The following is a 24,178-nucleotide window of genomic DNA, read 5'->3' on the forward strand; positions in this document are numbered from 1 at the left end:
CGTGCTGTGGTCTTGGCGGTGATGTATGCGGCGGGAACGGGAAATGCAATCCGGCGCCTTGGCCCTCTCCGGTCTGGCGTCAGACCCGCAGCGCCAGCCGCACGGTAAGCCAGCTGAGGCCGATCATCGCAAGGTCGACGGGCAAGTAGGCCCGCACCGCGGCGGTATCCGCGCCGGTGAACGGCAGCGTGTAGAGCGCCAGCCCCGACATGTCGCCCTGCATCGACACCAGCAGCAGTGCGCCGGTGTTGTTGACGAAATGCACCGCCATGGCCGGGCCGAGGCTGCCGGTGCGCGCGGTGAGGTCGGCCATGGCGACGCCGAAGGCGAAGGCCCAGAGCGTCACCCAGATCGCGTTCGGGCCGAAGAGGTCGGGGGCGTGGTGGCCAAGTGCAAAAAGCGCCGAAGGCAGGCCGATCCAGATCAGCGGATGCCGGAAACGCGCGGCAAGCTGGCTTTGCAGGTAGCCACGGAAGAACAGCTCTTCGGCGCCGGTCTGGATAAGCACCGCCAGCAGCGACAGCGGCAGCAGCGCAAGCCAGAGCCCGGCGGACAGGTTGGCGCTGATCCCGTCGTAGAGCGTCCAGGGCGGCAGCAGGAAGACCGCACCGTTGAGAACGATCAGGAACAGCGCGCAACGCAGGCCAAGCCGCAGCGGACGCCCGCCGAAGAGGCTGCGCGCGGGCCGGTGATGCAGCCCGCGCGCAGCCAGCATCGCGCCAAGGCCCAGGCCGCCCACGACGAAGAGCAGCGCGTAAAGGCCGACGGGCGTGTCGGCCCGCATCACGGCCGCCTCGAAATCCGCGAAACCGGAGGGCGACAGCAGCGCCTCGGCCGCCGCAAAGAGGCTCTGGCCCAGCAGCATCACCAGCGCCCCGGTCAGCACCGTCCCCAGCACCAGCCGCCACAGCGCCGGGGCGCGCCGGGCGGGGTCGCTCAGCACCGCGTGGGCGGCATAAGGTGGGTCGGGGCGCTGCGGCATCGGGCCAGTCTTCGGAGGAAAGATGCCGCGGGCATAGGCCCGCGCCCGCCGCCGCACAAGAGGGCTGGCAGACGATCCGCCTTGTGGTGACGCTGGGGCTTGGGTATTCCGAGGGAAAGTTCTTCCAGGGAGGTCCCGCCATGCTCAAGCGTCCGTTCGACAAATCCCGGCTGCCCAGCCGTCATGTGACCGAGGGCCCGGCGCGCGCGCCGCATCGGTCGTATTACTACGCCATGGGCATGTCCGAGCAGGAGATTCATCAGCCGCTGGTCGGCGTGGCGACCTGCTGGAACGAGGCAGCACCCTGCAACATTGCGCTCAACCGTCAGGCCCAGGCCGTCAAGCTGGGTGTAAAAGAGGGCATGGGCAGCCCCCGTGAATTCACCACCATCACCGTCACCGACGGCATCGCCATGGGCCACGAAGGCATGCGGTCGAGCCTTGCCAGCCGCGAGGCGATCGCCGACACGGTCGAGCTGACCATGCGCGGCCATTGCTACGATGCGATCGTGGGGCTTGCGGGCTGCGACAAGTCGCTGCCGGGCATGATGATGGCGATGGTGCGGCTGAACGTGCCGTCCGTCTTCGTCTACGGCGGCTCGATCCTGCCGGGCAAGGTGCCCGCGGGCGCCGACGTGCCCGAGGATTTCGCCTCGCGCGACCTGACCGTGCAGGACATGTTCGAAGCGGTAGGCCGTCACCAGAACGGCACGCTGAGCGATGCGGCGCTGGAAATCCTCGAACGGGTGGCCTGCCCGTCGGCGGGCGCCTGCGGCGGCCAGTTCACCGCCAACACCATGGCCTGCGTCTCCGAAGCGATCGGGCTGGCGCTGATGAACTCCTCGGGCGCGCCCGCGCCCTACGAAAGCCGCGACCAGTACGGCACCGCCTCGGGCATCGCGGTGATGAACCTGCTGGAAAAGAACATTCGCGCCCGCGACGTGGTGACGCTGAAGTCGCTGCAGAACGCCGCCCGCGTGGTGGCCTGCACCGGCGGCTCGACCAATGCCGGTCTGCACTTGCCCGCCATCGCACACGAGGCGGGGATCGACTTCTTCCTCGAGGATGTCTGCGAGATCTTCCGCGATACGCCCTATTTCGTCGATCTCAAGCCCGGTGGCCAGTTCGTGGCCAAGGACCTTTACGAGGCGGGCGGCGTGCCGGTGGTGATGAAGGAACTGCGCAAGGCGGGGCTGCTGCACGAGGATTGCATGACCGCGTCGGGCTATTCGCTGGGCGAAGAGCTGGACAAGATCGCGGGCGAGGCCGATGGCCGCGTCATCCACACCGTCGCCAACCCGATCACCAAGACCGGCGGCGTCGTGGGGCTCAAGGGCAACCTCGCCCCGGGCGGGGCCATCGTGAAGGTGGCCGGCATGTCCGCCGAAGAGCAGGTGTTCAGCGGTCCGGCGCGGGTCTTCGAATGCGAAGAAGATGCCTTCGAGGCGGTGAAGGCCCGCAGCTACAAGGAAGGCGAGGTCATCGTCATCCGCAACGAGGGCCCGGCGGGCGGTCCGGGGATGCGCGAGATGCTGGCGACCACGGCGGCGCTGTCGGGCCAGGGCATGGGCAAGAAGGTGGCGCTCATCACCGACGGGCGGTTCTCGGGCGCCACGCGCGGCTTCTGCGTCGGCCACGTCGGCCCCGAGGCGGCGCTGGGCGGCCCCATCGCGCTGGTGCGGGACGGCGATGTCATCACATTGAACGCCGTCACCGGCGAGCTTTCGGTGGACCTGTCGGACGAGGAACTGGCCGAGCGCAAAAAGAGCTGGTCCGGCCCGCGTGAGACGATCTATGCGAGCGGCGCGCTGTGGAAATACGCGCAGCTTGTGGGCGAGACTTACAAGGGCGCCGTCACCCACCCCGGCGGCAAGGCCGAAAAGCACGTCTACATGGACCTCTGACGATGCTCCGCGCGGCGATCCTCGGGCTGATGGTCGCGGGTCTTGCGGCCTGTGCGCCGATGCCACGGGACGGCACCGGAGCACCGGAGTCGCGCGGGTTCCTGTCGGGCCTGATCCCGCGCGGTGCGCCCATGCGCGACACCGACGCGCCGCTGCAACGGGTGCGGTTGGCGCGTGGCGCCGTGGTGGTGAGCGCCACCAACGGCTATTGCATCGACCCCGAAACGCTGGTGAACCGCGGCGGACGCGGCTTTGCCATGATGGCGTCCTGCCGCATCCTCTCGGGTGGCGAAGACGGGCCGGTGGTGGCGCCGGGACTTGTCACGGTGACCGTCGGCGGGCCGGGCACAGGCGCGGAATTGCCGCAGCCCGAAACGCTTGCCGCCATCAGCGAGGCACCGCTCGTGCAGCGCGCCGGCAGCGAGGATCTGGTGCTGGCGCAGCTCGGCTCCGGCGGGCAGCAGGTGCTCGAGGGCGGTGACGCGCGCTATTGGCGCGGCGCCTTCTCGCAGGGCGGACGGCTGGTGATCCTGGCGCTCTATGCGCCGGCGGGCAGCGGGCTGGCCGGCAACCTGGGCGCCGGGCTGCTGACCGAAGTGCACGACCGGATCAAGGCCGAGAGTCCGGGCGCCTGACCCGTGTCAGAGAAATTTTTCCAAAAGCGTTTATTCGACCTTCAGGATTTGTCATAAGAGTGCCAGCCGCCGGATGAACGGGCGTCAACGGTCGGCGGCGACAGCGAAAAGGGCGAGACGGGGCGCATGGCGGGCGGCAAGGACAGCGTGATCGATCAGCTGCTGCACCATCGGACCCTGCGCCGCTGGGCGGCGGCTGCGCGCGCCGCAAAAGACACCGACCTGCGTCAGCTGCGGCGCGAACGCGGGCGCGCCCGCAAGCTCAAACATCATCTCGACACGCTGATCCACGTCGCCGAATCGCGGCTGGCGCTGCCGATCGTCGGCAACCAGGCCTTCCCGCGTCCGCACGATTCCGACTGGGGCTGGCGACCGGAACTGTGGTGCGGCCCGCTGGCCAGCCCCGGCGGGTCGTCGGTGCAGTCCAAGACCATGCTGGGACATGAGGTGACGCTGTTCCACGATTGCCGGCATTCCGAACTGACCCTGCGCCAGCTTCGCAATACCCGCGAGGCCGACCTGGCCGCCTTCGGCCTGCGCATGGACGTCTTCCGCTTCGACGGGTCATACCTGTCGCTGGCCATCGACCTGCCCGAAGAGGCGAGCCGTGACCTGCGCCGCAAGCACCTGATCCGGGTCGAAACCATCGTCGAGCGGGAAAAGCCGCTGGAAATCTTCGCCCGGCTCAACATCAAGAACGGCCCCAACACCGAACAGATCGTGCGCGAACTGCCGCTGCACGAGGACGAAATCATGGTCGAATTCGACCTCGCTTACACCAAGCTCAATGAAAAGCGGGTCGAGCGCATGTGGCTCGACCTGATTTTCGAGGGGCCGCAGATGAACCAGGTGATCCTGCGCGACCTGACATTCAGCCGCCGCCCGCGGGCGGAGCTCTGAGACCGAGGAGAGCCGGCATGAGCGCCTATTCCCTGACCAAGACGCAGTTCCGCGAAAGCCTGTGGGAGGGGCTGGTGACCGCCGAGGTCAAGGGCGCCCTGCCGCCCGAGATCGTGGTGACCCTGCAGGACAAGGCCGTGGCCGGGGTCGAGGTGCATGACACCGGCGACGAAGGCCGCTGGCTGCTCCGGGTACCGGTTCCGCCCGAGGCGGTGGGTGACGGGGTGCAGACTTTCCTGATCCTCGACGGCAGTTCCGACGAGGTGCTGGAAAGCTTCACCCTGATCGCTGGAGAGGCGCTGGGCGACGACATCCGCGCCGAGGTCGACCTGCTGCGCGCCGAGCTCGACATGCTCAAGCGCGCCTTCCGGCGGCATTGCGTCGAAACGGCCTGAGGTGGCGAGAGGCTCCTCAAGCCCTGGCGGGCCTTCCTCGCCGCCGTCCGGCGGCATGACCCCGTTGCGCGGCATCGCGCTGAAGCTGGGGTCGGTGTTCCTGTTCATCGTCATGGCGGCGCTGATCAAGGCCACCTCGCAGGATGTGCCGCCCGGTGAGGCGGTGTTCTTCCGGTCGGTCTTTGCCCTGCCGGTGATCCTGGGCTGGCTCGCCTGGCGCGGCGAGCTGTCCACCGGCCTGCGCGCCGAACGGCCCATGGGCCACGTCTGGCGCGGGGTGATCGGGGTGTCGGCCATGGGCTGCAACTTTGCCGCCCTGGGGATGCTCCCGCTGCCCGAAGTCACCGCCATCGGCTACGCCGCGCCGCTGATGACGGTGCTGCTGGCGGCGCTGCTGCTGGGCGAACGGCTGCGCGCGGTGCGGATGACCGCGGTGGGGATCGGGCTGTGCGGGGTGCTGATCGTGCTCTGGCCGCGCCTGTCGGTGGACGCGGTCGACCGGGTGGCCGCCATCGGCGCGGCGCTGGTGCTGGCCTCGGCGGCACTGCGGGCGATGGTGCAGATCCACATCCGGAGGCTGGTGCAGACCGAAAGCACCTCGGCGATCGTCTTCTACTTTTCCCTGACTTCGACCGGCATCGCGCTTTTGACCCTGCCGTTCGGCTGGACCCTGCCGGGTCCGGAGGCGGCCCTGATGCTGGTGACGGCGGGCGTGCTGGGCGGGATCGCGCAGATCCTGCTGACCTCGGCCTATCGCGGGGCGGAGGCGGCGCTGCTGGCCCCCTTCGACTATGCGTCGATGCTGTTCGCGCTGATCATCGGCTACTCGGTCTTCGGCGAGGTGCCGACCGGCACGATGCTGCTGGGCGCGGGGATCGTCATGGCGGCGGGCGGGCTGATCATCTGGCGCGAGCGGCAGCTGGGAATCGAGCGCGGCAAGGCGCGGCCGGGGATGACACCCCACGGCTGACGGACCTTTGCAGGCGGGCCGTGCGAAAGGCGTCGTCGCGGCCGTTTGCGCCTTGGCGCCGCAGGATCGGCCTGCGGCCGATACGAGAGACCAGTCTCTCGTGCTCTCTGGAGTTTATCGGCAAGATGAAGGCGGCGGTCTCGGGCAGGTTGGCGACGGATCGGAGCCCGACCGGCCGCCCGGCACATGGGGGCGTCTTCAGCGGTCGAAGAGCGCGGCGGCGGCGTAGGCCGGCGCCAGCAGGGCGCGACGGAAGCGGCCAAAGGGAAAGCGTTTCGGCGGGTCCTGCAGGGCGGCGGGCCAGGGGCCGGTTGGCGGCTTTCCCTGGACCAGGGCGGCCAGCAGGGCACCGGTGTAGCTGCCCATCGCCACGCCGTTGCCGTGATAGCCAAGACCGGCGAAAAGGCCGGGATGGCCCGGGACAGGGCCGGCGAAGGGGGTGAGGTTCGCCATCAGGCAGAGGAGGCCGGACCAGTCATGGGTGATCTCGACCCCGCGCCAGGCCGGGAACATGGCGTGAAAGTCGCGGCGGATCTTGCGCGTGATCGCGGCTTGGGCGCGCGGCGTGGCGGTAAGGCCGCCGCGCATGCCGAAGAGGAACCGCCCGTCCGGCATCTTGCGGAAATAATGCAGCAGGGTGCGGGTGTCGTAGGCCATCTGGTCGCTGGTCCAGCCCTGGGCCTCTTGTTCGGTCCGGGTCAGCGGGCGGGTGACGAGGACGCTGGATTGCACCGGCAGGGTGCGGGCGCGGAGCCAGGCGGGAACGTCTTCGCTGCTGTAGCCGTTGGTGGCGAGGATCACGCGATCCGCGGTCACCGTGCCCCGCGGGGTCTGCAGGCGGTATGCCTGACCGTTGTGGCGCAGCGCCGTGACCGGGGTCCGGGCATGCAGCGCCGCTCCCGCCGTGTCGGCGGCGCGGGACAGTCCGGCGTGGTATTTCGCCGGGTTGAGCGCGAAGCCAAGGGGAATCGTCAGCGCGCCGTGGAAGGCACCGCCGAGGCCGCGGGCAGGCAGGTCGCGGCCTTCGGTCAGCTCCGGCGTGACGCCGTAGGCCGTGTCGATCCCGGCGGCCCTGGCGCGCAAGTCCGCCATCGCGCGCGGCGCGTGGGCCAGAAGGGTTTCGCCCTGCGAATGGGTGTCGGCCTCGATGGCGTGGTCGCGCAACAGGCCGGTCACATGCGCGACGGCGGCCTTTTCCGTGGCCCGCCAGTCGGCGAGGCCGGCGGCGCCAAAGCGGCGGCGCAACAGCGCGTCGGGCGCCTTGGCCCCGCCGAGGCAGCAGAACCCGCCGTTGCGCGTCGAGGCGCCGAAGTCGGGGGTCTCGGCCTCAAACAGCGCGACGTCGATGCCATCCTGCGCCAGGTGCAATGCCGCGTTGAGACCGGTGAAGCCGCCGCCGATCACCGCGACCTCGCAGCGGAGGTCACGCTCCAGCCGCGGCCAGTCGGGCCGCGGGCAGGTGTCGTGCCAGAAGACGCCCGGATCGGGCGCGTAGGCGGCGGCCTCGTAGATGCGTTTCAAGTGGCGCGGGCGGCGGCCTGTTCGTCGCGTTGCTGGGCCACGCTCGCGCGTTTCGAGATGATCGAGGCGGTGATGACTCCGACGGTCACGATGGCGATCATGATGGTCGAAAGCGCGTTGATCTCGGGCGAGACGCCGAGCCGCACCGCCGAGAAGATCTTGATCGGCAGGGTGGTGGCCGAGGGGCCGGTGGTGAAGCTGGCGATCACCAGGTCGTCGAGCGACAGGGTGAAGGCCAGCAGCCAGCCCGAGATCACCGCCGGGGCGATGATCGGCAGGGTCACCAGGCGGAACGCCTCGAAGGGCGAACAGCCGAGGTCGAGCGCCGCTTCTTCCAGTGACCGGTCGAAGCTGGTGAGCCGCGAGGACACCACGACCGACACGTAGCACATCGAGAAGGTCGTATGCGCCAGAACGATGGTGAAGACGCCGCGGTCGAGGTTGATGCCGATGAAGAGCAGCAGAAGCGACAGGCCGGTGATCACCTCGGGCATCACCAGCGGCGCGTAGATCATGCCGGAAAACAGCGTCCGGCCGGAAAACCGCCCGGCGCGCACCAGCACATAGGCGGCCATGGTGCCCAGCACTGTCGCGAGGGTCGAGGAAAAGACCGCGACCTTGATCGTGACCCAGGCGGCGTCGAGGAATTCCTCGTTGCGCAAAAGCTCTCCGTACCACTGGGTCGAAAAGCCGGCCCAGACCGTCACCAGCTTCGAGGCGTTGAAGCTGTAGAGGATCAGGATCACCATCGGCAGGTAGAGGAAGGCGAAGCCGAGCGTGAGCGAGGTCACGTTGAACCAGGTCAGGCGTCTCATCCTTCGGCCTCCCGTGCCTTCTGCTCGTTGCGCTGGAAGAGGATGATCGGGATGATCAGGATCAGCAGCAGGATAATCGCCACGGCGCTGGCCACGGGCCAGTCGCGGTTGGAGAAGAATTCCTCCCACAGGACCTTGCCGATCATCAGCGTGCCCGATCCGCCCAGCAGCGACGGGATCACGAATTCGCCGATCGCGGGGATGAAGACCAGGAAACAGCCGGCGATGATGCCATTCCTGGACAGCGGGATGGTCACCAGCCAGAACGCCTGGATGCGCGAACAGCCCAGGTCCTCGGCCGCTTCGAGCAGGGATTCGTCCATCTTTTCCAGCGCCGCGTAGATCGGCAGGATCATGAAGGGCAGGTAGGTGTAGACGATGCCGATATAGACGGCGGTGTTGGTGTTGAGGATGGTCAGCGGCGCCGAGATCAGCCCGGTCCACATCAGGAACTGGTTCAGCAGCCCCTCGTTCGACAGGATGCCCATCCAGGCGTAGACGCGGATCAGGAACGAGGTCCAGAACGGCAGGATCACCAGCATCAGCAGGGTCGCGCGCCATTCCAGCGGCGCGCGGGCCATGCCGTAGGCGATGGGATAGCCGATGCAGAGGGTGATGAAGGTCGACAGCGCCGCGATCTGCAGGGAGCTGAGATAGGCGCGCCAGTAGAGGTCATCGGTGGTGAGAAAGACGAAATTCTCGAAATCCAGCGCCGCGAAGAAGCTGGTGATCCCCTCCCACCCGGCGGACAGGTCGAGCTGCGGCATGTAGGGCGGCCGGGCCAGCGCGATGTCCGACAGCGAGATCTTGAGAACGATCAGGAACGGGACCAGGAACAGCGCCAGCAGCCAGATGTAGGGAACGGCGATCAGGGCGAAGCGGCGCAGATTCATGGCTCAGCGCTCCAGCAGGACACCGGCGGTGTCGGTGAAGGAGAGCCAGACGTTGTCCTCCCAGGTGATGTCGCGGCGCGACAGGCGCCGGGTGTTGGCGGTCTGCGCCTTCATCATCGTGCCGTCGGGCAGTTCCACGTGGTAGGTCGAAAGGTTGCCGAGATAGGCGATGTCGATGACGCGGCCCTGCAGCACGTTGGGCGCCTCGGGCTGTTCGGTCGAGATCGCGACCTTTTCCGGCCGGATGGCGAAATGGCAGGTCTGCGAGGGCGAGAATGTCTTCTGCGTGGTGCCGATGATCGGCGGCTGGCCTTCTGCCCAGTCGATGCGCACCTTGTCGGCATCCTGGCTGGCGCGGCCTTGGATGATGTTCACGTCCCCGATGAAATCCGCCACATAGACGGTCTCGGGCGCTTCGTAGATCACCGAGGGCGTGGCGACCTGGATGACCCGGCCCTCGTCCATCACCGCGACGCGGCTGGCCACGGTCATCGCTTCCTCCTGGTCGTGGGTGACGATCACGAAGGTGGTGCCGGTCTTTTCCTGGATGTCCATCAGCTCGAACTGCGTATCCTGGCGCAGCTTGGCATCGAGCGCGCCCAGGGGTTCGTCGAGCAGCAGCAGCTTGGGCGCCTTGGCGAGGCTGCGGGCGAGCGCGACGCGCTGGCGCTGGCCGCCGGAGATCTGGTGCGGCTTGCGTTTGGCGAATTTCGACAGGCGGGTGAGACGCAGCATCTCTTCGACACGGGCAGCGATGGCGTCCTTGTCCTGCCCCTCGCGGCGCAGGCCGAAGGCGATGTTGTCCCAGACCGACAGGTGCGGAAACAGCGCGTAGCTCTGGAACATCATGTTCACGGCGCGCTTGTTGGGCGGCACCGGGGCAATATCCTGCCCGGCCAGCAGGATGGTGCCGTGGGTCGGCGCCTCGAACCCTGCAAGCATGCGCATCATCGTCGTCTTGCCGCAGCCCGAGGGGCCCAGCAGCGCAAAGAATTCCTTTTGGTAGATATCCAGCGACAGGTTGTCGATGGCGACGAAATCACCGAATTTCTTGGTCACGCCCTTGAACTGGATCAGGGGTTTCTCGGTCGCATCTTCCCAAGGGGCAAAGACCTTCTGGCTCATCGTACCATCCGCGCTTTTGGCATGAAAATCGGCCCGCGCAAGAGTGTCGCGCGGGCCGGTGGCGTCGGGTCAGACTCCGGATTTGATCTCGGTCCAGAGCCGGGTCACGGTACGCTGCACGCGCGGTGGATAGGGCGTCGTGGTGAAGAGATTGTCGAGCGTCTCCTGGTCCGGGTAGATCGCCGGATCGCCGATCACGTCGTCGTTGAGATACTCCTGCGACGCCTTGTTGCCGTTGGCGTAATAGACGTAGTTCGACGCCGCGGCCATGTTCTCGGCATCCATGATGAAGTTCAGGAAGGTGTGTGCCGCTTCGGGGTTCGGCGCATCGACCGGAATCGCCATCTGGTCGAACCACATCTGTGCGCCTTCCTTGGGAATGATGTATTCCACGGTCACGCCGTTGTCGGCTTCGGCCGCACGGTCACGGGCCTGCAGGATGTCGCCGGACCAGCCGACGGCCACGCAGATGTCGCCGTTGGCCAGCGCGTTGATGTATTCCGACGAATGGAACTTCTGGATATCGCCGCGGATCGGCTCGTAGACCTCCATCGCGCGGGCGATGACTTCGGGATCGTGGCTGTCGGGGTCCTCGCCCAGATAGTTCAGCGCCGCCGGGATCATCTCGGCCGGGGCGTCAAGGAAATGCACGCCGCAGGAGGCCAGCTTTTCCATGTTGGCCGGATCGAACACCAGGTCCCAGGAGTTCATCGCGACGTCTTCGCCCAGGGCTTCCTTGACCTTGTCGACGTTCACGCCGATGCCGGTGGTGCCCCACATGTAGTTGATCGCGTATTCCTGGCCGGGGTCGTAGACGTCGGTGCGGTCGGTCACCACGTCCCACATGTTGTCGATGTTGGGCAGCTGGCTCTTGTCCAGCGGCTGGAAGGCGCCGGCCTGGATCTGACGCTGCAGGAAGGTGCCTGTCGGCACGACGACGTCGTAGCCCGACCCGCCAGCCAGCATCTTGGTTTCGAGCACCTCGTTGCTGTCGAACACGTCGTAGATCAGGTCGATCCCGGTCTCCTGCTCGAATTGCGTCAGCAATTCTTCGTCAATGTAGTCGGACCAGTTGTAGACCCGGACCTCTTGCGCCTGGACCGCTGCGGCGGTCAGGGCGAGGGTCGCGGTTAAGCTCAGGACTGTTGTCTTCATCATATGCTCCCGTTGGATGCGGAACGTTTGTCGTCCCGTCGTCCAGTGATTTTGATCAAATATCGCCGCCAAAGGCAACAACAGGATGTTTTCATGCCCGAAGAAGCGGTGCAAGATGGCGATGATCGCCTAGCACTTGAGCGCCCGGGGAGGTGACGCATGGGAAATCAGGAGCCGGACACGGCGCTGCGCGATGGCGCGGGTCTGCCCGCGCACGAACGCGTCTACCGCAGGTTGCGCACCATGGTGCTGTTCGGCGAGCTGGAGCCCGGCCAGGCGGTGACCATCCAGGGGCTGACCAACCAGCTGGGCGTGGGCATGACGCCGGTGCGCGAGGCGCTGCGCCGCCTGATCGCCGAAGGCGCGCTGGCGTTTCAGGACAATCGGCGCATCTGCGTGCCGGTTCTGGACGCCGCCGCGGTCGAACAGCTGGGACTGGCCCGCGCGGCGCTGGAGCCGGAACTGGCGCGGCGCGCGGCGACTCGGGCCACCGCTGACGACATCGCGCGGCTGCGCGCCACCGACGCGCGGCTCGACCGCGCCATCGCCCGCGGCGACGTTGCAGGCTACCTGACGCAGAACCACCGCTTTCACGCCGAGCTCAACGCCATCGCCGAGGCGCCGATCCTGACCGACATGGTGGACGGTCTGTGGCTGCGGTTCGGGCCGTCTCTGCGGGTCGTCTGCGGGCTTTTCGGCACGCGCAATCTGCCCGACCGTCACAAGGATTTGCTGGCGGCGCTCGACGCACGCGATTCCGCGGCCGCCGCCGAGGCCATGCATCAGGACGTGAGTCAGGGCATGGCGCAAATCCGCGCCGGCCTGGAGTGATTCGATTGACCCGGAAATAATTTGATCATATTCTGTCCGCCGACTCCCAGACACAAACGAAAGGTGCGGGCATGACCCAGATCTCGAACCATATGCCGACCGCCGAGCTGCAGGCGCTCGATGCCGCCCACCACATGCATCCCTTCACCCACAACGCCGATCTTGGCGCCAAGGGCGCGCGGATCATCACCCGCGCCGACGGGGTGTGGCTGACCGATTCCGACGGCAACCGCATTCTCGACGGGATGGCGGGGTTGTGGTGCGTGAACCTCGGCTACGGCCGGCAGGAACTGGTCGACGCGGCGACCCGGCAGATGCAGGAGCTGCCGTTCTACAACACCTTCTTCCAGACCTCGCACACGCCCGCCATCGCGCTGGCCGCGCGGCTGGCGGAATTGGCTCCGGGCGATCTGAACCACGTATTCTTTGCAGGCTCGGGGTCCGAGGCCAACGACACCAACCTGCGCATGGTCCGCACCTACTGGGCCGAAAAGGGCCAGCCGGAAAAGCAGGTCGTGATCTCGCGCTGGAACGCCTACCACGGCTCCTCGGTGGGCTCCGGCTCGCTCGGCGGCATGAAGGGGATGCACAGCCAGGGCGGTCTGCCGATTCCGGGTATCCATCACATCGACCAGCCCGACTGGTGGTCCGAAGGCGGCGACATGACACCCGAGGATTTCGGGCTGGAGCGCGCGCGCCAGCTTGAGACCGCGATCAAGGAGCTGGGCGCCGACAAGGTCGCGGCCTTCATCGCCGAACCGGTACAGGGTGCCGGCGGCGTGATCGTGCCGCCCGCCACCTACTGGCCCGAGATCCAGCGCATCTGCCGCGAACACGACATCCTGCTGATCGCCGACGAGGTGATCTGCGGCTTCGGGCGCACCGGCAACTGGTTCGGCTCGCAGACGATGGAAATCACGCCCGACATCATGACCATCGCCAAGGGCCTATCCTCGGGATACCTGCCGATCGGCGGGTCGATCGTGTCCGACAGGATCGCCGAGGTCATCGGCAATGCCGAGTTCAATCACGGCTACACCTATTCCGGCCACCCGGTCGCTGCCGCCGTCGCGCTGGAGAACCTGCGGATCCTCGACGAAGAGGGCATCGTAACCCGCGTCCGCGAGGAGACCGCGCCGTATCTGGCCGAAAAATTCCGGAGCCTCACTGACCACCCGCTGGTGGGCGAGGCGAAGATCGTCGGCATGATGGGCTCCATCGCCCTCACGCCGGACAAGGCGTCGCGGGCTGCCTTCGAGGCCGATGGCGGCACCGCGGGCTACATTTGCCGCGAGCGCTGCTTTGCCAACAACCTGGTGATGCGGCACGTGGGCGACCGCATGATCATTTCGCCGCCGCTGGTGATTTCCCGCGAAGAGATCGACACCCTGATCGAACGCGCCTGGCAGAGCCTGGACGAGACCCATGCCAAGCTGCAGGCCGACGGGCTGATGAAGGCCCGCAAGGTGGCGTAGAAAATCCGGCGCGGCAGGCCGCGCCGGATGCCTCCGGCGGAGGTATTTTGAAACCGGAGAAGGGGCGGGCGCCGAGCGGTACCCGCCTTTCGTGTTTCAGTAGCCGATGGCGCAGCCGTCCTTGCGCGGGTCGGATGCGCCTTCGAGCACGCCGCTGTCGTGGATCAGGATCGCCTGCGCGCCGCCGATGGGGGTGTCGGGCACGACGACCTTGTGACCCATCTCGGCCAGCTCGCGGCGCACGCTTTCGGGATACCCCCGTTCGACTTGAAGCGTATCGCCTTCGGCAAAGCTGCGCGGTGCGTCGAGCGCAGCCTGCGGCGCCAGGCCGAAATCGGTCCAGTTGGTCATCATCCGGGCGTGGCCGCAGCTTTGGTACTGCCCGCCCATCACGCCGAAGGGCATGCTTACCCGGCCCTCGTCGCGGATGATCGCCGGGATGATCGTGTGCATCGGCCGTTTGCCGGGCGCCATCTCGTTCGGGTGCCCTTCGGTCAGCGAGAATCCCGCGCCGCGGTTCTGGAACAGGACGCCGAACTTTTCCGACGCGATCCCCGAACCGAATCCGTGGAAGATCGAGTAGATCAGCGACACGGTCATGCGGTCGCGGTCGACGACGGTGATATAGATCGTGTCCTTGTGCACATGCTCGGAAATCTGTGTGGCCGAAGCCATCGCGCGCTTGGGGTCGATCAGCGCGGCAAGCTTTTGCGCGGTTTCCATCGACAGCATGTGATCGAGCCGCGTCATGCTTGCGGGGTCGGACATGAACCGGTTGCGGGTGTCGTAGGCCAGTTTGGTGGCCTCGGCCTCGATATGGGCACGCTGGGTGCCGAAAGGATCCATCGACGCGAGATCGAATTGCGACAGGATGTTCAGCAGCAGCACCGCGGTGGCGCCTTGGCCGTTCGGCGGATGCTCGCAGAGCTCGCGGCCCTTGTAAGTGCCTGAAATTGGATCGTGGATCGTGGTCTGGCTGGCGGCGAAATCCTCGACCGTGTGCACCCCGCCGGCGGCGCGCAGGGCCGTGACCATATCCTCGGCCACCTCGCCTTCGTAGAACCCGGCGCGGCCCGAGGCGGCGACGCGGCGCAGCACCTCGGCCTGGCCCGGGGCGCGAAAGATCTCGCCCTGCTTCGGGATCCCGCCGTTCAGGCGGAAGTGTTGCAGCGCATGGCCCTGAAGCCGCTCCTTGTCGTTTTCCCAGTCGAAGGCGACGCGCGGGGCGACCGGCAGGCCTTCGTCCATGTAACGGATCGCCGGGGCCAGGCTGTCGGCGATACCGAGCTTGCCCCATTTTTCCGACATCGTGCAGAAGGCATCGATGGCACCGGGGATTGTGACGGCCTCGGGTCCGGCCACGGGCACCGTCTCGTGCCACTTGTCGCGCAGCGCTGCCGCGCTGGCGGCGGCGGGCGCCCGGCCCGAGCCGTTCACCGCGATCACCTCGTCGCCACCCGCGGGCGAGATCAGTGCGAAGCAGTCGCCGCCGATACCGGTCATCTGCGGCTCTGCCAGCCCCAGGATCACCGCGCCGGCAATGGCCGCGTCCATTGCGTTGCCGCCGTCTTGAAGAATTCGGATCGCGGCCTGGGCCGCGACGGGATGAGAGGTGGCGCAGACGCCATTGGCGGCCAGCACGGGCGAGCGGCCCGGAAAGTGAAAGTCACGCATGTGAAGAAGTCCCTTTGTCCTGCGCGGACAATAGGCATGCTGCGGGCGGGGTCAATGATGGGGGGAAGTACCTCGACGCCGCGCACTGGGTGGGGGCTGTTAAGACGCGACGCCGAGGGAAGCTATATGCAGCTACAGGGCAAGGTATGACCGGGCTTTGCGGCGCCTTTGGGAAGCGAATGAGGCGATTCAAAGGCTTTTCGCAGTGGGGCGCCATATCGGGTCTTCATCGGCCGATCCGGCAGGGTCCGGCACAGACTGTCCGGCACAGGAAAACCGTCTGTGCGCCTGTTTTGAAGTCGCTTCGGAGAGCTGGTGCCTTTCAGGCGAGGCAATCGAGGTCCATGCGCAGGAACAGCCGGTTCCGCCCGTTCTTGCGGGTGTAGATCAGCTTGCTTGTCAGTCGGCGGATCAGGCACCAGCCAAAGCCGCCCTCGGGCAGCGTGGCGCGGCCGCCCGTGAGGGCCGGAAACGTCCCTGCCTTGGGCAACGCGCCTTCGGGATAGGGCTGGCCGCTGTCGATCAGCGTCACCTCGATCGCGCCGGACAGGTGAACAAGGCGCAGGACGATCTCGCCCGTTCCGGTGCCGCGATAGGCATGTTCGGCGATGTTGTTGAGCGATTCGGCGATCACCAGTTCGACCATGCCGCAGGTTCCGGGCCGCAGTCCCGCTTCCGCCAGCGCCGATCCGATGCGGACAAGGGCCGCGCGCACCGCGTCGGGGGTGCTGGCGAGGGTCAGGTGCAGGGGCGGCACGAGAGCCGGGGCGGGAAGCGCGGCGCCGGGCATCACCCGGCCCTGCGCGCCAGTGCCGTCGGCACGTCCGGATAGATGGCAAAGATCGTGTCCATCCGGGTCAGGCGAAACACCTTTTCCACGTTCGGCGTCAGGCCCGACAGGTCCAGCCGCTGATGATCGTCAAGTTGCTTCATCGCGGCCACGATGGCGCCAAGCCCGCTGGAATCGATGAAATCGACCTTGTGCAGATCCAGCAGGATGCGGTTCGGCCCCAGCGCGGTCAGCGCGCGCATCCGGTCCTTGAACTGGATCGCGACGGCGGCGTCGATTCGCGGGTCGTCGACGGTGACGGTCAGCTGGTCGTCGTTGGTCTGAGTGATAAGGTTCATGGCAGCCCGTCCAAAGCGAATGCGCGACAAGGCTAGACGCCAATCCTTACCATTCGGTATGCAGGATCAGGATCGGGAGGAGTGCACATCATGCAGGACGTGGTCATTACCGGCGCATCGCGCACCGCCATGGGCGGGTTCCAGGGCATCTTCGGCGACACCTCCGCTGCGCAGCTGGGCGGCGCGGCGATCCGCGCGGCGCTGGCCCAGGCCGGAAAACCCGCCGTCGACGAGCTGCTGATGGGCTGCGTGCTGCCCGCGGGGCAGGGCCAGGCACCCGCACGGCAGGCCGGTTTCGCCGCGGGACTGGGCGAAGAGGTGCCCGCCACCACCGTCAACAAGATGTGCGGGTCGGGGATGAAGACGGCGATGATGGCCTGGGACCGTCTGGCATTGGGTGCCGCCGATGTCATCGTCGCGGGTGGCATGGAATCGATGAGCCAGGCGCCCTACCTGCTGCCCAAGATGCGGGGCGGCGCGCGGCTGGGCCACGCCCAGGTGATCGACCACATGTTCCTCGACGGGCTCGAGGATGCCTACGACAGGGGTGAAGGAAACGGGGGCCGCCTCATGGGCACCTTCGCCGAGGACTGCGCCGAGGCCTACCAGTTCACCCGCGAAGCCCAGGACCAGTACGCGCTGGCCTCGCTGTCGAACGCGCTCGAGGCCGAACGCGGCGACGCCTTCGCGAACGAGATCACCCCCGTCACCGTGCACGCCCGGACCGGCGAAGAGGTCATCACCCGCGATGAACAGCCCGGCCGCGCCCGGCCCGAGAAAATCCCGCATCTCAAGCCCGCCTTCCGCAAGGACGGCACGGTGACGGCGGCCAACTCGTCTTCGATCTCCGACGGCGCCGCCGCCCTGGTCCTCTCGACCCGCGCCGCCGCCGAGGCCGCCGGCCGGACGCCCCGCGCCCGTATCCTCGGACATGCCGGCCACGCCCAGGCGCCCGGTCTCTTTACCACGGCACCGGTGTACGCGGCACGCAAGCTGCTCGACCGGATCGGCTGGAAGGCGGGCGATGTGGATCTGTGGGAGGTCAACGAGGCCTTCGCCGTGGTGCCCATGGCGTTCATGAAAGAGATGGGCCTGCCGCGCGACATCGTGAACGTCAACGGCGGCGCCTGCGCGCTGGGCCATCCCATCGGCGCCTCGGGCGCGCGCATCCTCGTGACGCTGCTCAATGCGCTGGAAACCCGCGGGCTGAAGCGCGGCGTAGCGGCGATCTGCATCGGCGGCGGCGAAGGCACCGCCATTGCCATAGAACGCCTTACCTGACCCGCGCGCTCCCGACCAACGCCACAGCCTGCACAGAGAACGCCCGCAGCGCCCCTTCTCTGGGTCTCGATTCCCTTCGCTACTGCTGCCGAGATCGGAACTGCCGCCTGCCGGGTTTCGCGCGGGGCGGCTTTGGCGCAGGTCGAGAATGCCGACCGGCGCCATCGGACGCATCTGCACGCCGCAAAGGTCGCACCGGCAACCGTTGAGCGGACCCGCGTCGCCCGGACACAAGAACACCCACAGCCCAACCTGCGGCGGCCCGCTGCGCGCCGCGCCCCCTCTTCTCTGGTTCTCAATAACCATCGGGGAGCGCGAGGGGCTGGCCCCTCGCTCCTGCCGCCGCGATCAGAACCGGCGCCCGATGCGTTTTTCCCGTGTCATGTTGTGGCGCAGATCGAGGTCGGTTATCCGGGCCATGAGCCGCCGGCGCTCTTCGGGATCGTCGCAGGCCGCAAAGGCCGCGCGCGCCTCGGCCAGGTCGCGGCGCAGGCGCAGTTCCTCGGGCAGGGCGCCGGATTTGGTCATCATCGCATAGCCGGCGGATTCGACCGCATCGACAAAGGCGGCGCCGGAGCGCTGCGGCAGCGGCTTGCCCTCGCCCGGCAGACCGCTCAGCCGGCCGTCTTCCAGCGCCTCCTGGATCTGCTGTTCGACAAAGCGTTCAAATCCCTTCATGGGCGCAAGACTATCTGCGCCGCGTTCCGCGTCCAGCGAAAACCGGCGCCCGCCGCTTGACCCCGCGGGCGGGAAAGGCCAGTTATCCCGCGACCTCTCAGAAAGCCCGCACATTGGCCCGGACACCGCCCCCCTTCGCCCCTTTCGAATGGATGATCGCCTGGCGCTACCTGCGCGCCCGCCGTGCCGAAGGCGGGGTCAGCGTGATGACCTGGATCAGTCTCATCGGCATCACCCTCGCGGTCTTTGCGCTCATCGCCACGCTGGCGGTGCGCTCGGGCTTCCGGACCGAATTCGTCGACACGATCCTCGGCGCCAATGCCCATGCGACGGTCTATTACAGCGCGGAAGTCGACGATCAGGGCCGCACACTGCGGGGCATCGACGATTTCGGCACGCTGACCGAGAGCCTGGCTCAGGTGCCGGGCGTCACCCGCGCGGCGCCTCTGATCCGCGGGCAGGTCATGGGCACCGCCAATGGCCGCAACGCCGGGGTGGAGACCTACGGCATCCGTGCCGAGGACCTCGCCGGGTTGCCGCGCATCGTCGACCCCGAAGCGGCTTCTGGCGATCTTGCGCGCTTCGGCGAGGGCATCGCCATCGGCTCGGGTGTCGCGCGCGAACTGGGGGTGAGTGTCGGCGACCAGCTGCGGCTGATTTCTCCGGACGGGGTCAAGACCGCTTTCGGCACCAGCCCGCGGGTCAAGGCCTACGAGGTGGTCTATATCTTCACCGCCGGGCGCTACGACATCGACCGGACACGCGTCTACATGCCGTTCTCCGAGGCGCAGCTCTACTTCAACCGCGAAGGCACGGCGGACGAGATCGAGGTCATGGTCGAGGATCCCGACCGCGTCGACCAGATGGCGCTGGCGCTGATGCAGGCGGGCGGCGACCGGGCGCTGGTCTGGACCTGGCGCGACGCCTCGGGCGGGTTCCTGCGCGCGCTCGAGATCGAGGACAACGTGATGTTCGTGATCCTGTCGATCCTGGTGCTGATCGCGGCGATGAACATCGTCTCTGGCCTGATCATGCTGGTCAAGAACAAGGGCCGCGACATCGGCATCCTGCGCACCATGGGGCTGACCGAAGGATCGGTGCTGCGGGTCTTCTTCATCTGCGGATCCTTCACCGGGCTGATCGGCACTGCCATGGGCGTGATCCTGGGCTGCCTGTTCGCCATCTACATCGACCCGATCTTTTCCTTCGTGAACTATGTCGCCGGCGGCGGCATCTGGGACCCGAGCATTCGTGGCATCTACGCCTTGCCCGCGCAGCTGCAGGCCGGCGACGTCCTGTCCGCCGTCGCCCTTTCGCTGGGTCTGTCGTTCATCGTGACGATCTTCCCGGCCCGTCGCGCCGCGCGCATGAACCCGGTCGAGGCGTTGCGCTATGAGTGATCCGGTGCTGCATCTCGATCGCATCGAGAAAGCCTACAATCGCGGCCTGCCGAACGAGATCCACGTGCTGCGCGGTGCGTCCCTGACGGTGGCGCGCGGAGAGATCGTGGCGCTGGTCGCACCCTCGGGCGCGGGCAAGTCGACGCTGCTGCACATCGCGGGCCTGCTCGACACGCCGGACGCCGGTCGGGTTCTGATCGGTGGCGAGGACATGACCGGCAAGCCCGACCGCCAGCGCACACGTTTGCGGCGCGACGGAGTTGGGTTCGTCTACCAATTCCACCACCTGCTGCCGGAGTTCTCCGCGCTCGAGAACCTCGTGCTGCCGCAGCTGGCCAACGGCGCTCCGCGCACCGAGGCAGAGGCCCGCGGGCAAGAGCTTCTGGACAGCGTCGGCATCGCCAAACGCGCCAGCCACCGGCCCGCGGCGCTCTCGGGCGGCGAGCAGCAGCGCGTCGCGGTCTGCCGCGCGCTGGCCAACCGTCCCAGGTTGCTTCTGGCGGACGAGCCGACCGGCAACCTCGATCCCGAGACCTCGGATCAGGTGTTTGCCGCGCTCACCGCGCTAGTGCGCGACACCGGGCTGTCGGCGGTGATCGCCACGCACAACCTCGACCTCGCCGCCCGGATGGACCGGCAGTTGCGGCTGGACCAGGGCGTGTTGCGGGCCTTGTGACGCCTGCCTGCGTGTCTCGGCGCGCAGTTGCCACGTCGCGGCGCCGGCTCCGAGGCTTCCCCCCGCGTCGGCTTCGTGTCAGGCTCCGGCGTATCGAAGCTTCCGGAGCCGCCATGCCCCTGCTTTCCGTCGCCCAAATCGAAGAGTTGAGCGCGCAGGCGCTCTCTGGCCACGGCGCCGCCGATTGGGTGGCGGCCGAAATGGCCCGCGCCATCGCCTGGGCGGAGGCGCGCGAGAACCGGATCTGCGGACTTTACTACCTCGAAAGCTACTGCCAGCAGTTGCGCACCGGCCGGGTGCGCGGCGATGCGGAACCGCAGGTCGACCGACCCCGCCCTTCCGAGATCACCGTTCACGCGGGCGACGGCTTTGCGCAGCCGGCCTTTACCCGCGCGCTCGACACCGCGGTGGCCGCGGCGCGTGAAACCGGTATCGCCAGCGTCGCCATCCACCACGCCCATACCTGCACGGCGCTGGGCTATTTCACCGAAGCTGCCGCGCGCGCCGGGGTGGCGGCGCTGGGCATGACCAACGCATCGCCCATCGTGGCGCCGCCCGGCGGGCGGAGCCGGGTGATCGGCACCAATCCGATCTCTTTCGCCGCCCCGGACGGGCAGGGCGGCGTGGGGATGCTCTTCGACCAATCAACGACCACCGTGGCGCTGGGTCACATCACCATGGCCAGGGCGGCGCGCCGCCCGATCCCCGAAGGCTGGGCGCTGGATGCGCAGGGCCGCCCGACCACCGACCCCGAGGCGGCCTTGCAAGGCACGCTGACCTCGGCGGGCGGTTACAAGGGCTGGGGGTTCGGCCTGATGGCGGAACTGCTGGTCACCGGCCTGTGCGGGTCGCTGCCCAGCCGCGCGGTCGCGCCTCTGAAGGCGCCCGAAGGCGCGCCGCACCGGCTGGGCCAGTATTTCGTGCTGATCGACCCGCGCCAGTCGAACCAGTTCCAGACCGCGCTGGCCGACCTCGGCGCGGCGGTCACCGCCGAAGAGGGCACCCGCATTCCGGGCCGCGGAAAGACACCGCTGCAAGAGGTCGAGGTGCCTGCCTCGCTCTACCAGCATTTGACCGATCTGGCCGCAAGGTAACGCCGCTTCACGGGATTGTCGGTTGCCGGAACGTTTCCGGCGCCAGAAGGTTCTGAGCTAAAGGAGATACCGCCGTGAGACCGATACCCGCGCCGCTGCGAACCGCGATCCTGCTGACCGCCGTTGGCCTGACCTTACCGGCACAGGCCGCGCAGGTCGCTTTCGACGACAGCTGGAAGGAGCAGCGGTTTTCGCTGTTCTCGTCGAACGATTACGGTTTCGACGGCGACACGCTGACGGTCGAATCGGATGGCACGGTGTCGCTGGCCTACAGCCCGCTGCCCGACACACTCTGGTCGGCGACGACCGCGGCCTGGGACTGGAGCGTGACGGAATCGGTGCCTGCCAGCGACCTCAGCGTCAAGGGCGGCGACGACCGCAACCTCGCGATGTATTTCGTGTTCCTGCCCGAAGCCGAGGCCGACGCGCTGCGCGAAGAGTCGGTGCGCAAGCTGCTGACCAACGACGCGGCGCGGGTGCTGGTCTATGTCTGGGGCGGCGATCACGTCCGCGGCGACAAGCTCGACAGCCCCTATCTGGGCGACCGCGGCAAGACCATCGTTCTGCGACCTGCGGGCACCGGTAGCGAAACCGAAGCGGTCGACCTTGCCGCGGATTTCAACGCCGCTTTCGGATCGGACCCCACGGCGCTGGTGGGCGTGGCGGTGTCGGGCGACAGCGACGACACCGAAAGTGCGATCCGCGCCAGCGTCAGCAACCTGAGCGTCGAGTAGCCTCAGACCCTTTGCGTCACGTAGACGCCCGCCGCCATCAGCGCGATGCCGATGCTGCGCGACAGGGTCAGCGGGCTGAGGCGCGCGCCGAAGAGGCCGTAATGGTCGATGGCCGCGGCCGAGATCAGCTGCCCCAGAAGCACGAAGAAGATGGCGTTGCCGATGCCGAACCTGGGCGCGATGATCGTGACCGTGATGACGTAGAAGGCCACGAACAGCCCGCCGAGGAACAGATGCCGCGGGGCTGTTGCGGCCCGCGTGACCGCCTGCGGTCCGACAATCAGCAAGAGCAGCGTCGATGCCGCGAGCGCCACGCAAAAGAGAATCGTGGCCGCCGCGATGGGCGATCCGATCCGGGTGCCGAGTGCGGCATTCAGCGCCGCCAGGATCGGAATGCCGATCCCGGCCAGCAGCATGGTGACGGCATAAAGCGGCATCATCGCACCTCTGGTTGCTTGCGCGCACTCTTTCCTCCGGGCTGACCCAGATCAAGGCCAAACCGCGCGGCGCACGGCAATCTTGGTGGCAAATGGGCTTGATCGCCGGCGCCGCCCGCGCGACAGATGGGGCAGAATTCTTCGAAAGGCCGATCCATGTTTGCACGCATTTCCTTCCTCGCCGCAGGGCTGGCCGCATTGGCCGCCTGCCAACCCACGAGCAGCGACGGAACGATGCCGGGGCCTGCCGACGGGCGCGCGCTTTTCATGGACAACTGCGCGGTCTGCCATGGCGCGGATGCCAAGGGCGACGGCCCGATGGCGCGGGCCATGGCCAAGGCGCCGCCGAACCTGACGCTGATCGCGGTGCGCAACGGCGACCGCTTCCCCCGCGCCCGGGTTCTGTCGACCATCGACGGTTACGCGCGGTCCGACCTCGACGGGCCGAACATGCCGGAATTCGGCGAACTGCTGCGCGGCGACCTTGTCCCGGTCGACACCGGCGACGGCATCGCGACCCCGACGCCGCGCAAGCTGGTGGCGCTGCTGGAATACCTCGAGTCGATCCAGGCCACGCGCTGACCCTCAGGCGGCGACCGCCTTGCGCACCATCTCCCAGTAGACCGTCTCGACCTCGGCCTGCGACAGCCGTCCTCCGGCGCGGTACCAGGTGTTGACGCCGGTAAGCATCGCGATCAGCGCCAGCGTCGCGATCTTGGTATCGGGCAGGGCAAAGACGCCGCGGGCATTGCCGTCCTTCAGGATATCCTCGAGCTCGGTCTCGTAACGCCGGCGCAGGTCCTCGATCACCGCGAAATTGCCGGGCTCCAGGTTGCGCAGTTCCATGTAGGAGACGAACACCGCCTCGGGCCGCGCGAGATGAAAGCGGATGTGGAAGCGGGTGAAGTCCTCGAGTCGGGCCAGCGGCGTCTTCGGCACCGGCACCGCCGCCCGGGCCTCCAGCAACTCGTCCATGTGGCCGCGCAGCAGCGAAAACAGCAGCGCCTGCTTGTCCGTCGTGTAGTTGTAAAGCGCCCCTGCCTGCACCCCGACCTCGGCCGCGATCTGCCGCATCGACACGGCGGCATAGCCATGCCGCGCAAAGAGCGCGAGCGCCGCCGCGCGAATGCGCGGGCCGGTGATGCCGGAATGCGATCCTTGGGTGCGGGCCATCGCGGCAGAGTGAATTGAACGCGCGTTCAGATCAACCCGCATGCTTGCCCTGTGCGGCGGACTGCGGCATGAGAGAAACAGCAACCGATGGATGCCCATGCGATTTCTGCCTGCCCTGCTGCTGTGCCTGAGTGCCTGCGCCGAGTTCCCCGAGCTTGATGCGACCGCGACGCCCGGCGTCGCCACCGCTGCCTATCCGCAACTTCTGCCGCTCGAGACCTTGCTGGACGGCCCGGCGCCGCGCGCCACGCCCGACCTGCGCGCGGGCGTCGAGGGCCGCGCGGCGTCACTGCGGGCGCGGG

The 24,178-nt window shown here is 67.6% G+C and carries 26 protein-coding genes; 14 read left to right on the plus strand and 12 right to left on the minus strand.

Features of this window, described 5'->3' with window-relative positions; genetic code table 11:
• Positions 1-79: 79 nt before the first annotated feature.
• Positions 80-982, minus strand: coding sequence for a CPBP family intramembrane glutamic endopeptidase (locus tag DU478_RS21680; protein ID WP_114512944.1), 903 nt, complete (start codon positions 980-982; stop codon positions 80-82).
• A gap of 140 nt (positions 983-1,122) precedes the next feature.
• On the opposite strand from DU478_RS21680, the gene ilvD reads away from it, so the two are divergent.
• The 5 genes from ilvD (at position 1,123) to DU478_RS21705 (ending at position 5,786) form a co-directional block, all read left to right on the plus strand.
• Positions 1,123-2,886 (plus strand): dihydroxy-acid dehydratase, encoded by a 1,764-nt coding sequence (ilvD, locus tag DU478_RS21685; RefSeq protein WP_114512967.1) that lies wholly within the window; start codon positions 1,123-1,125, stop codon positions 2,884-2,886.
• 2 nt (positions 2,887-2,888) lie between these two features.
• Entirely contained in the window at positions 2,889-3,521 is a 633-nt protein-coding gene (locus DU478_RS21690) for a dihydroxy-acid dehydratase (protein WP_114512945.1), read from the plus strand.
• 126 nt (positions 3,522-3,647) lie between these two features.
• Complete coding sequence (locus DU478_RS21695; protein ID WP_114512946.1) at positions 3,648-4,421, plus strand: DUF6478 family protein; 774 nt, start codon at positions 3,648-3,650, stop codon at positions 4,419-4,421.
• 17 nt (positions 4,422-4,438) lie between these two features.
• Positions 4,439-4,816: a hypothetical protein gene (locus DU478_RS21700; protein ID WP_114512947.1), complete on the plus strand. Its 378-nt coding sequence runs from the start codon at positions 4,439-4,441 to the stop codon at positions 4,814-4,816.
• Positions 4,817-4,871: 55 nt separating this feature from the next.
• Entirely contained in the window at positions 4,872-5,786 is a 915-nt protein-coding gene (locus tag DU478_RS21705; RefSeq protein WP_114512948.1) for a DMT family transporter, read from the plus strand.
• Positions 5,787-5,984: 198 nt separating this feature from the next.
• Here the strand turns inward: DU478_RS21705 and DU478_RS21710 are convergent, their stop codons facing one another.
• From DU478_RS21710 to DU478_RS21730, 5 genes are all read right to left on the minus strand, one after another.
• Positions 5,985-7,307 carry an NAD(P)/FAD-dependent oxidoreductase gene (locus DU478_RS21710; protein WP_114512949.1) on the minus strand — a complete coding sequence of 441 codons (1,323 nt, stop codon included), beginning with the start codon at positions 7,305-7,307 and terminating at the stop codon, positions 5,985-5,987.
• On the minus strand, positions 7,304-8,122 hold the full coding sequence (locus DU478_RS21715) for an ABC transporter permease (protein ID WP_114512950.1): 819 nt from the start codon (positions 8,120-8,122) through the stop codon (positions 7,304-7,306). The genes DU478_RS21710 and DU478_RS21715 overlap by 4 nt, the downstream gene beginning before the upstream one ends.
• Positions 8,119-9,009 (minus strand): ABC transporter permease subunit, encoded by an 891-nt coding sequence (locus tag DU478_RS21720; RefSeq protein WP_114512968.1) that lies wholly within the window; start codon positions 9,007-9,009, stop codon positions 8,119-8,121. The genes DU478_RS21715 and DU478_RS21720 overlap by 4 nt, the downstream gene beginning before the upstream one ends.
• 9 nt (positions 9,010-9,018) lie before the next feature.
• The gene (locus DU478_RS21725; protein WP_114512951.1) at positions 9,019-10,140 is read right to left on the minus strand and encodes an ABC transporter ATP-binding protein; all 1,122 of its coding nucleotides are present in this window, start codon (positions 10,138-10,140) and stop codon (positions 9,019-9,021) included.
• 69 nt (positions 10,141-10,209) lie between these two features.
• Complete coding sequence (locus DU478_RS21730) at positions 10,210-11,295, minus strand: polyamine ABC transporter substrate-binding protein (protein WP_114512952.1); 1,086 nt, start codon at positions 11,293-11,295, stop codon at positions 10,210-10,212.
• Positions 11,296-11,454: 159 nt separating this feature from the next.
• Here DU478_RS21730 and DU478_RS21735 point away from each other — a divergent pair, with 159 nt between their 5' ends.
• Both DU478_RS21735 and DU478_RS21740 read left to right on the plus strand, forming a co-directional pair.
• Complete coding sequence (locus DU478_RS21735) at positions 11,455-12,126, plus strand: GntR family transcriptional regulator (protein ID WP_114512953.1); 672 nt, start codon at positions 11,455-11,457, stop codon at positions 12,124-12,126.
• 71 nt (positions 12,127-12,197) lie between these two features.
• Complete coding sequence (locus DU478_RS21740) at positions 12,198-13,601, plus strand: aspartate aminotransferase family protein (RefSeq protein ID WP_114512954.1); 1,404 nt, start codon at positions 12,198-12,200, stop codon at positions 13,599-13,601.
• Positions 13,602-13,697: 96 nt separating this feature from the next.
• Here DU478_RS21740 and DU478_RS21745 read toward each other — a convergent pair whose 3' ends face one another.
• The 3 genes from DU478_RS21745 to DU478_RS21755 all read right to left on the minus strand — a co-directional run bounded on the left by DU478_RS21745 (position 13,698) and on the right by DU478_RS21755 (position 16,403).
• Positions 13,698-15,275: a gamma-glutamyltransferase family protein gene (locus DU478_RS21745; protein WP_114512955.1), complete on the minus strand. Its 1,578-nt coding sequence runs from the start codon at positions 15,273-15,275 to the stop codon at positions 13,698-13,700.
• A gap of 322 nt (positions 15,276-15,597) precedes the next feature.
• A complete protein-coding gene (locus tag DU478_RS21750) occupies positions 15,598-16,065 on the minus strand; it encodes an ATP-binding protein (RefSeq protein ID WP_114512956.1) in 468 nt (155 codons plus the stop codon).
• Positions 16,065-16,403, minus strand: a complete 339-nt coding sequence (locus DU478_RS21755; protein ID WP_114512957.1) for an STAS domain-containing protein — start codon at positions 16,401-16,403, stop codon at positions 16,065-16,067. The genes DU478_RS21750 and DU478_RS21755 overlap by 1 nt, the downstream gene beginning before the upstream one ends.
• A 90-nt stretch (positions 16,404-16,493) precedes the next feature.
• On the opposite strand from DU478_RS21755, the gene DU478_RS21760 reads away from it, so the two are divergent.
• Positions 16,494-17,684, plus strand: a complete 1,191-nt coding sequence (locus DU478_RS21760) for an acetyl-CoA C-acyltransferase (protein WP_114512958.1) — start codon at positions 16,494-16,496, stop codon at positions 17,682-17,684.
• Between the two features lie 348 nt (positions 17,685-18,032).
• Here DU478_RS21760 and DU478_RS21765 read toward each other — a convergent pair whose 3' ends face one another.
• On the minus strand, positions 18,033-18,362 hold the full coding sequence (locus tag DU478_RS21765; RefSeq protein ID WP_114512959.1) for a DnaJ family domain-containing protein: 330 nt from the start codon (positions 18,360-18,362) through the stop codon (positions 18,033-18,035).
• A gap of 113 nt (positions 18,363-18,475) precedes the next feature.
• Here DU478_RS21765 and DU478_RS21770 point away from each other — a divergent pair, with 113 nt between their 5' ends.
• The 4 genes from DU478_RS21770 to DU478_RS21785 all read left to right on the plus strand — a co-directional run bounded on the left by DU478_RS21770 (position 18,476) and on the right by DU478_RS21785 (position 22,266).
• Entirely contained in the window at positions 18,476-19,762 is a 1,287-nt protein-coding gene (locus tag DU478_RS21770) for a lipoprotein-releasing ABC transporter permease subunit (protein WP_114512960.1), read from the plus strand.
• Positions 19,755-20,438 (plus strand): ABC transporter ATP-binding protein, encoded by a 684-nt coding sequence (locus DU478_RS21775; RefSeq protein WP_114512961.1) that lies wholly within the window; start codon positions 19,755-19,757, stop codon positions 20,436-20,438. The genes DU478_RS21770 and DU478_RS21775 overlap by 8 nt, the downstream gene beginning before the upstream one ends.
• Before the next feature lie 113 nt (positions 20,439-20,551).
• A complete protein-coding gene (locus DU478_RS21780) occupies positions 20,552-21,532 on the plus strand; it encodes an Ldh family oxidoreductase (protein ID WP_114512962.1) in 981 nt (326 codons plus the stop codon).
• A 74-nt stretch (positions 21,533-21,606) separates the two neighbouring features.
• A complete protein-coding gene (locus DU478_RS21785; RefSeq protein WP_233501535.1) occupies positions 21,607-22,266 on the plus strand; it encodes a DUF3047 domain-containing protein in 660 nt (219 codons plus the stop codon).
• A 2-nt stretch (positions 22,267-22,268) separates the two neighbouring features.
• Here DU478_RS21785 and DU478_RS21790 read toward each other — a convergent pair whose 3' ends face one another.
• Positions 22,269-22,703, minus strand: coding sequence for a DMT family transporter (locus DU478_RS21790; protein ID WP_114512970.1), 435 nt, complete (start codon positions 22,701-22,703; stop codon positions 22,269-22,271).
• 156 nt (positions 22,704-22,859) lie between these two features.
• Here DU478_RS21790 and DU478_RS21795 point away from each other — a divergent pair, with 156 nt between their 5' ends.
• Complete coding sequence (locus DU478_RS21795) at positions 22,860-23,285, plus strand: c-type cytochrome (protein WP_114512963.1); 426 nt, start codon at positions 22,860-22,862, stop codon at positions 23,283-23,285.
• A gap of 3 nt (positions 23,286-23,288) precedes the next feature.
• Here DU478_RS21795 and DU478_RS21800 read toward each other — a convergent pair whose 3' ends face one another.
• The gene (locus tag DU478_RS21800; RefSeq protein WP_114512964.1) at positions 23,289-23,876 is read right to left on the minus strand and encodes a TetR/AcrR family transcriptional regulator; all 588 of its coding nucleotides are present in this window, start codon (positions 23,874-23,876) and stop codon (positions 23,289-23,291) included.
• A 97-nt stretch (positions 23,877-23,973) separates the two neighbouring features.
• On the opposite strand from DU478_RS21800, the gene DU478_RS21805 reads away from it, so the two are divergent.
• On the plus strand, positions 23,974-24,178 hold a 205-nt coding region (locus tag DU478_RS21805; protein WP_114512965.1), incomplete at its 3' end, for a hypothetical protein.

The sequence above is a fragment of the Thalassococcus profundi genome, assembly GCF_003344785.1.
Lineage (GTDB): Bacteria > Pseudomonadota > Alphaproteobacteria > Rhodobacterales > Rhodobacteraceae > Puniceibacterium > Puniceibacterium profundi.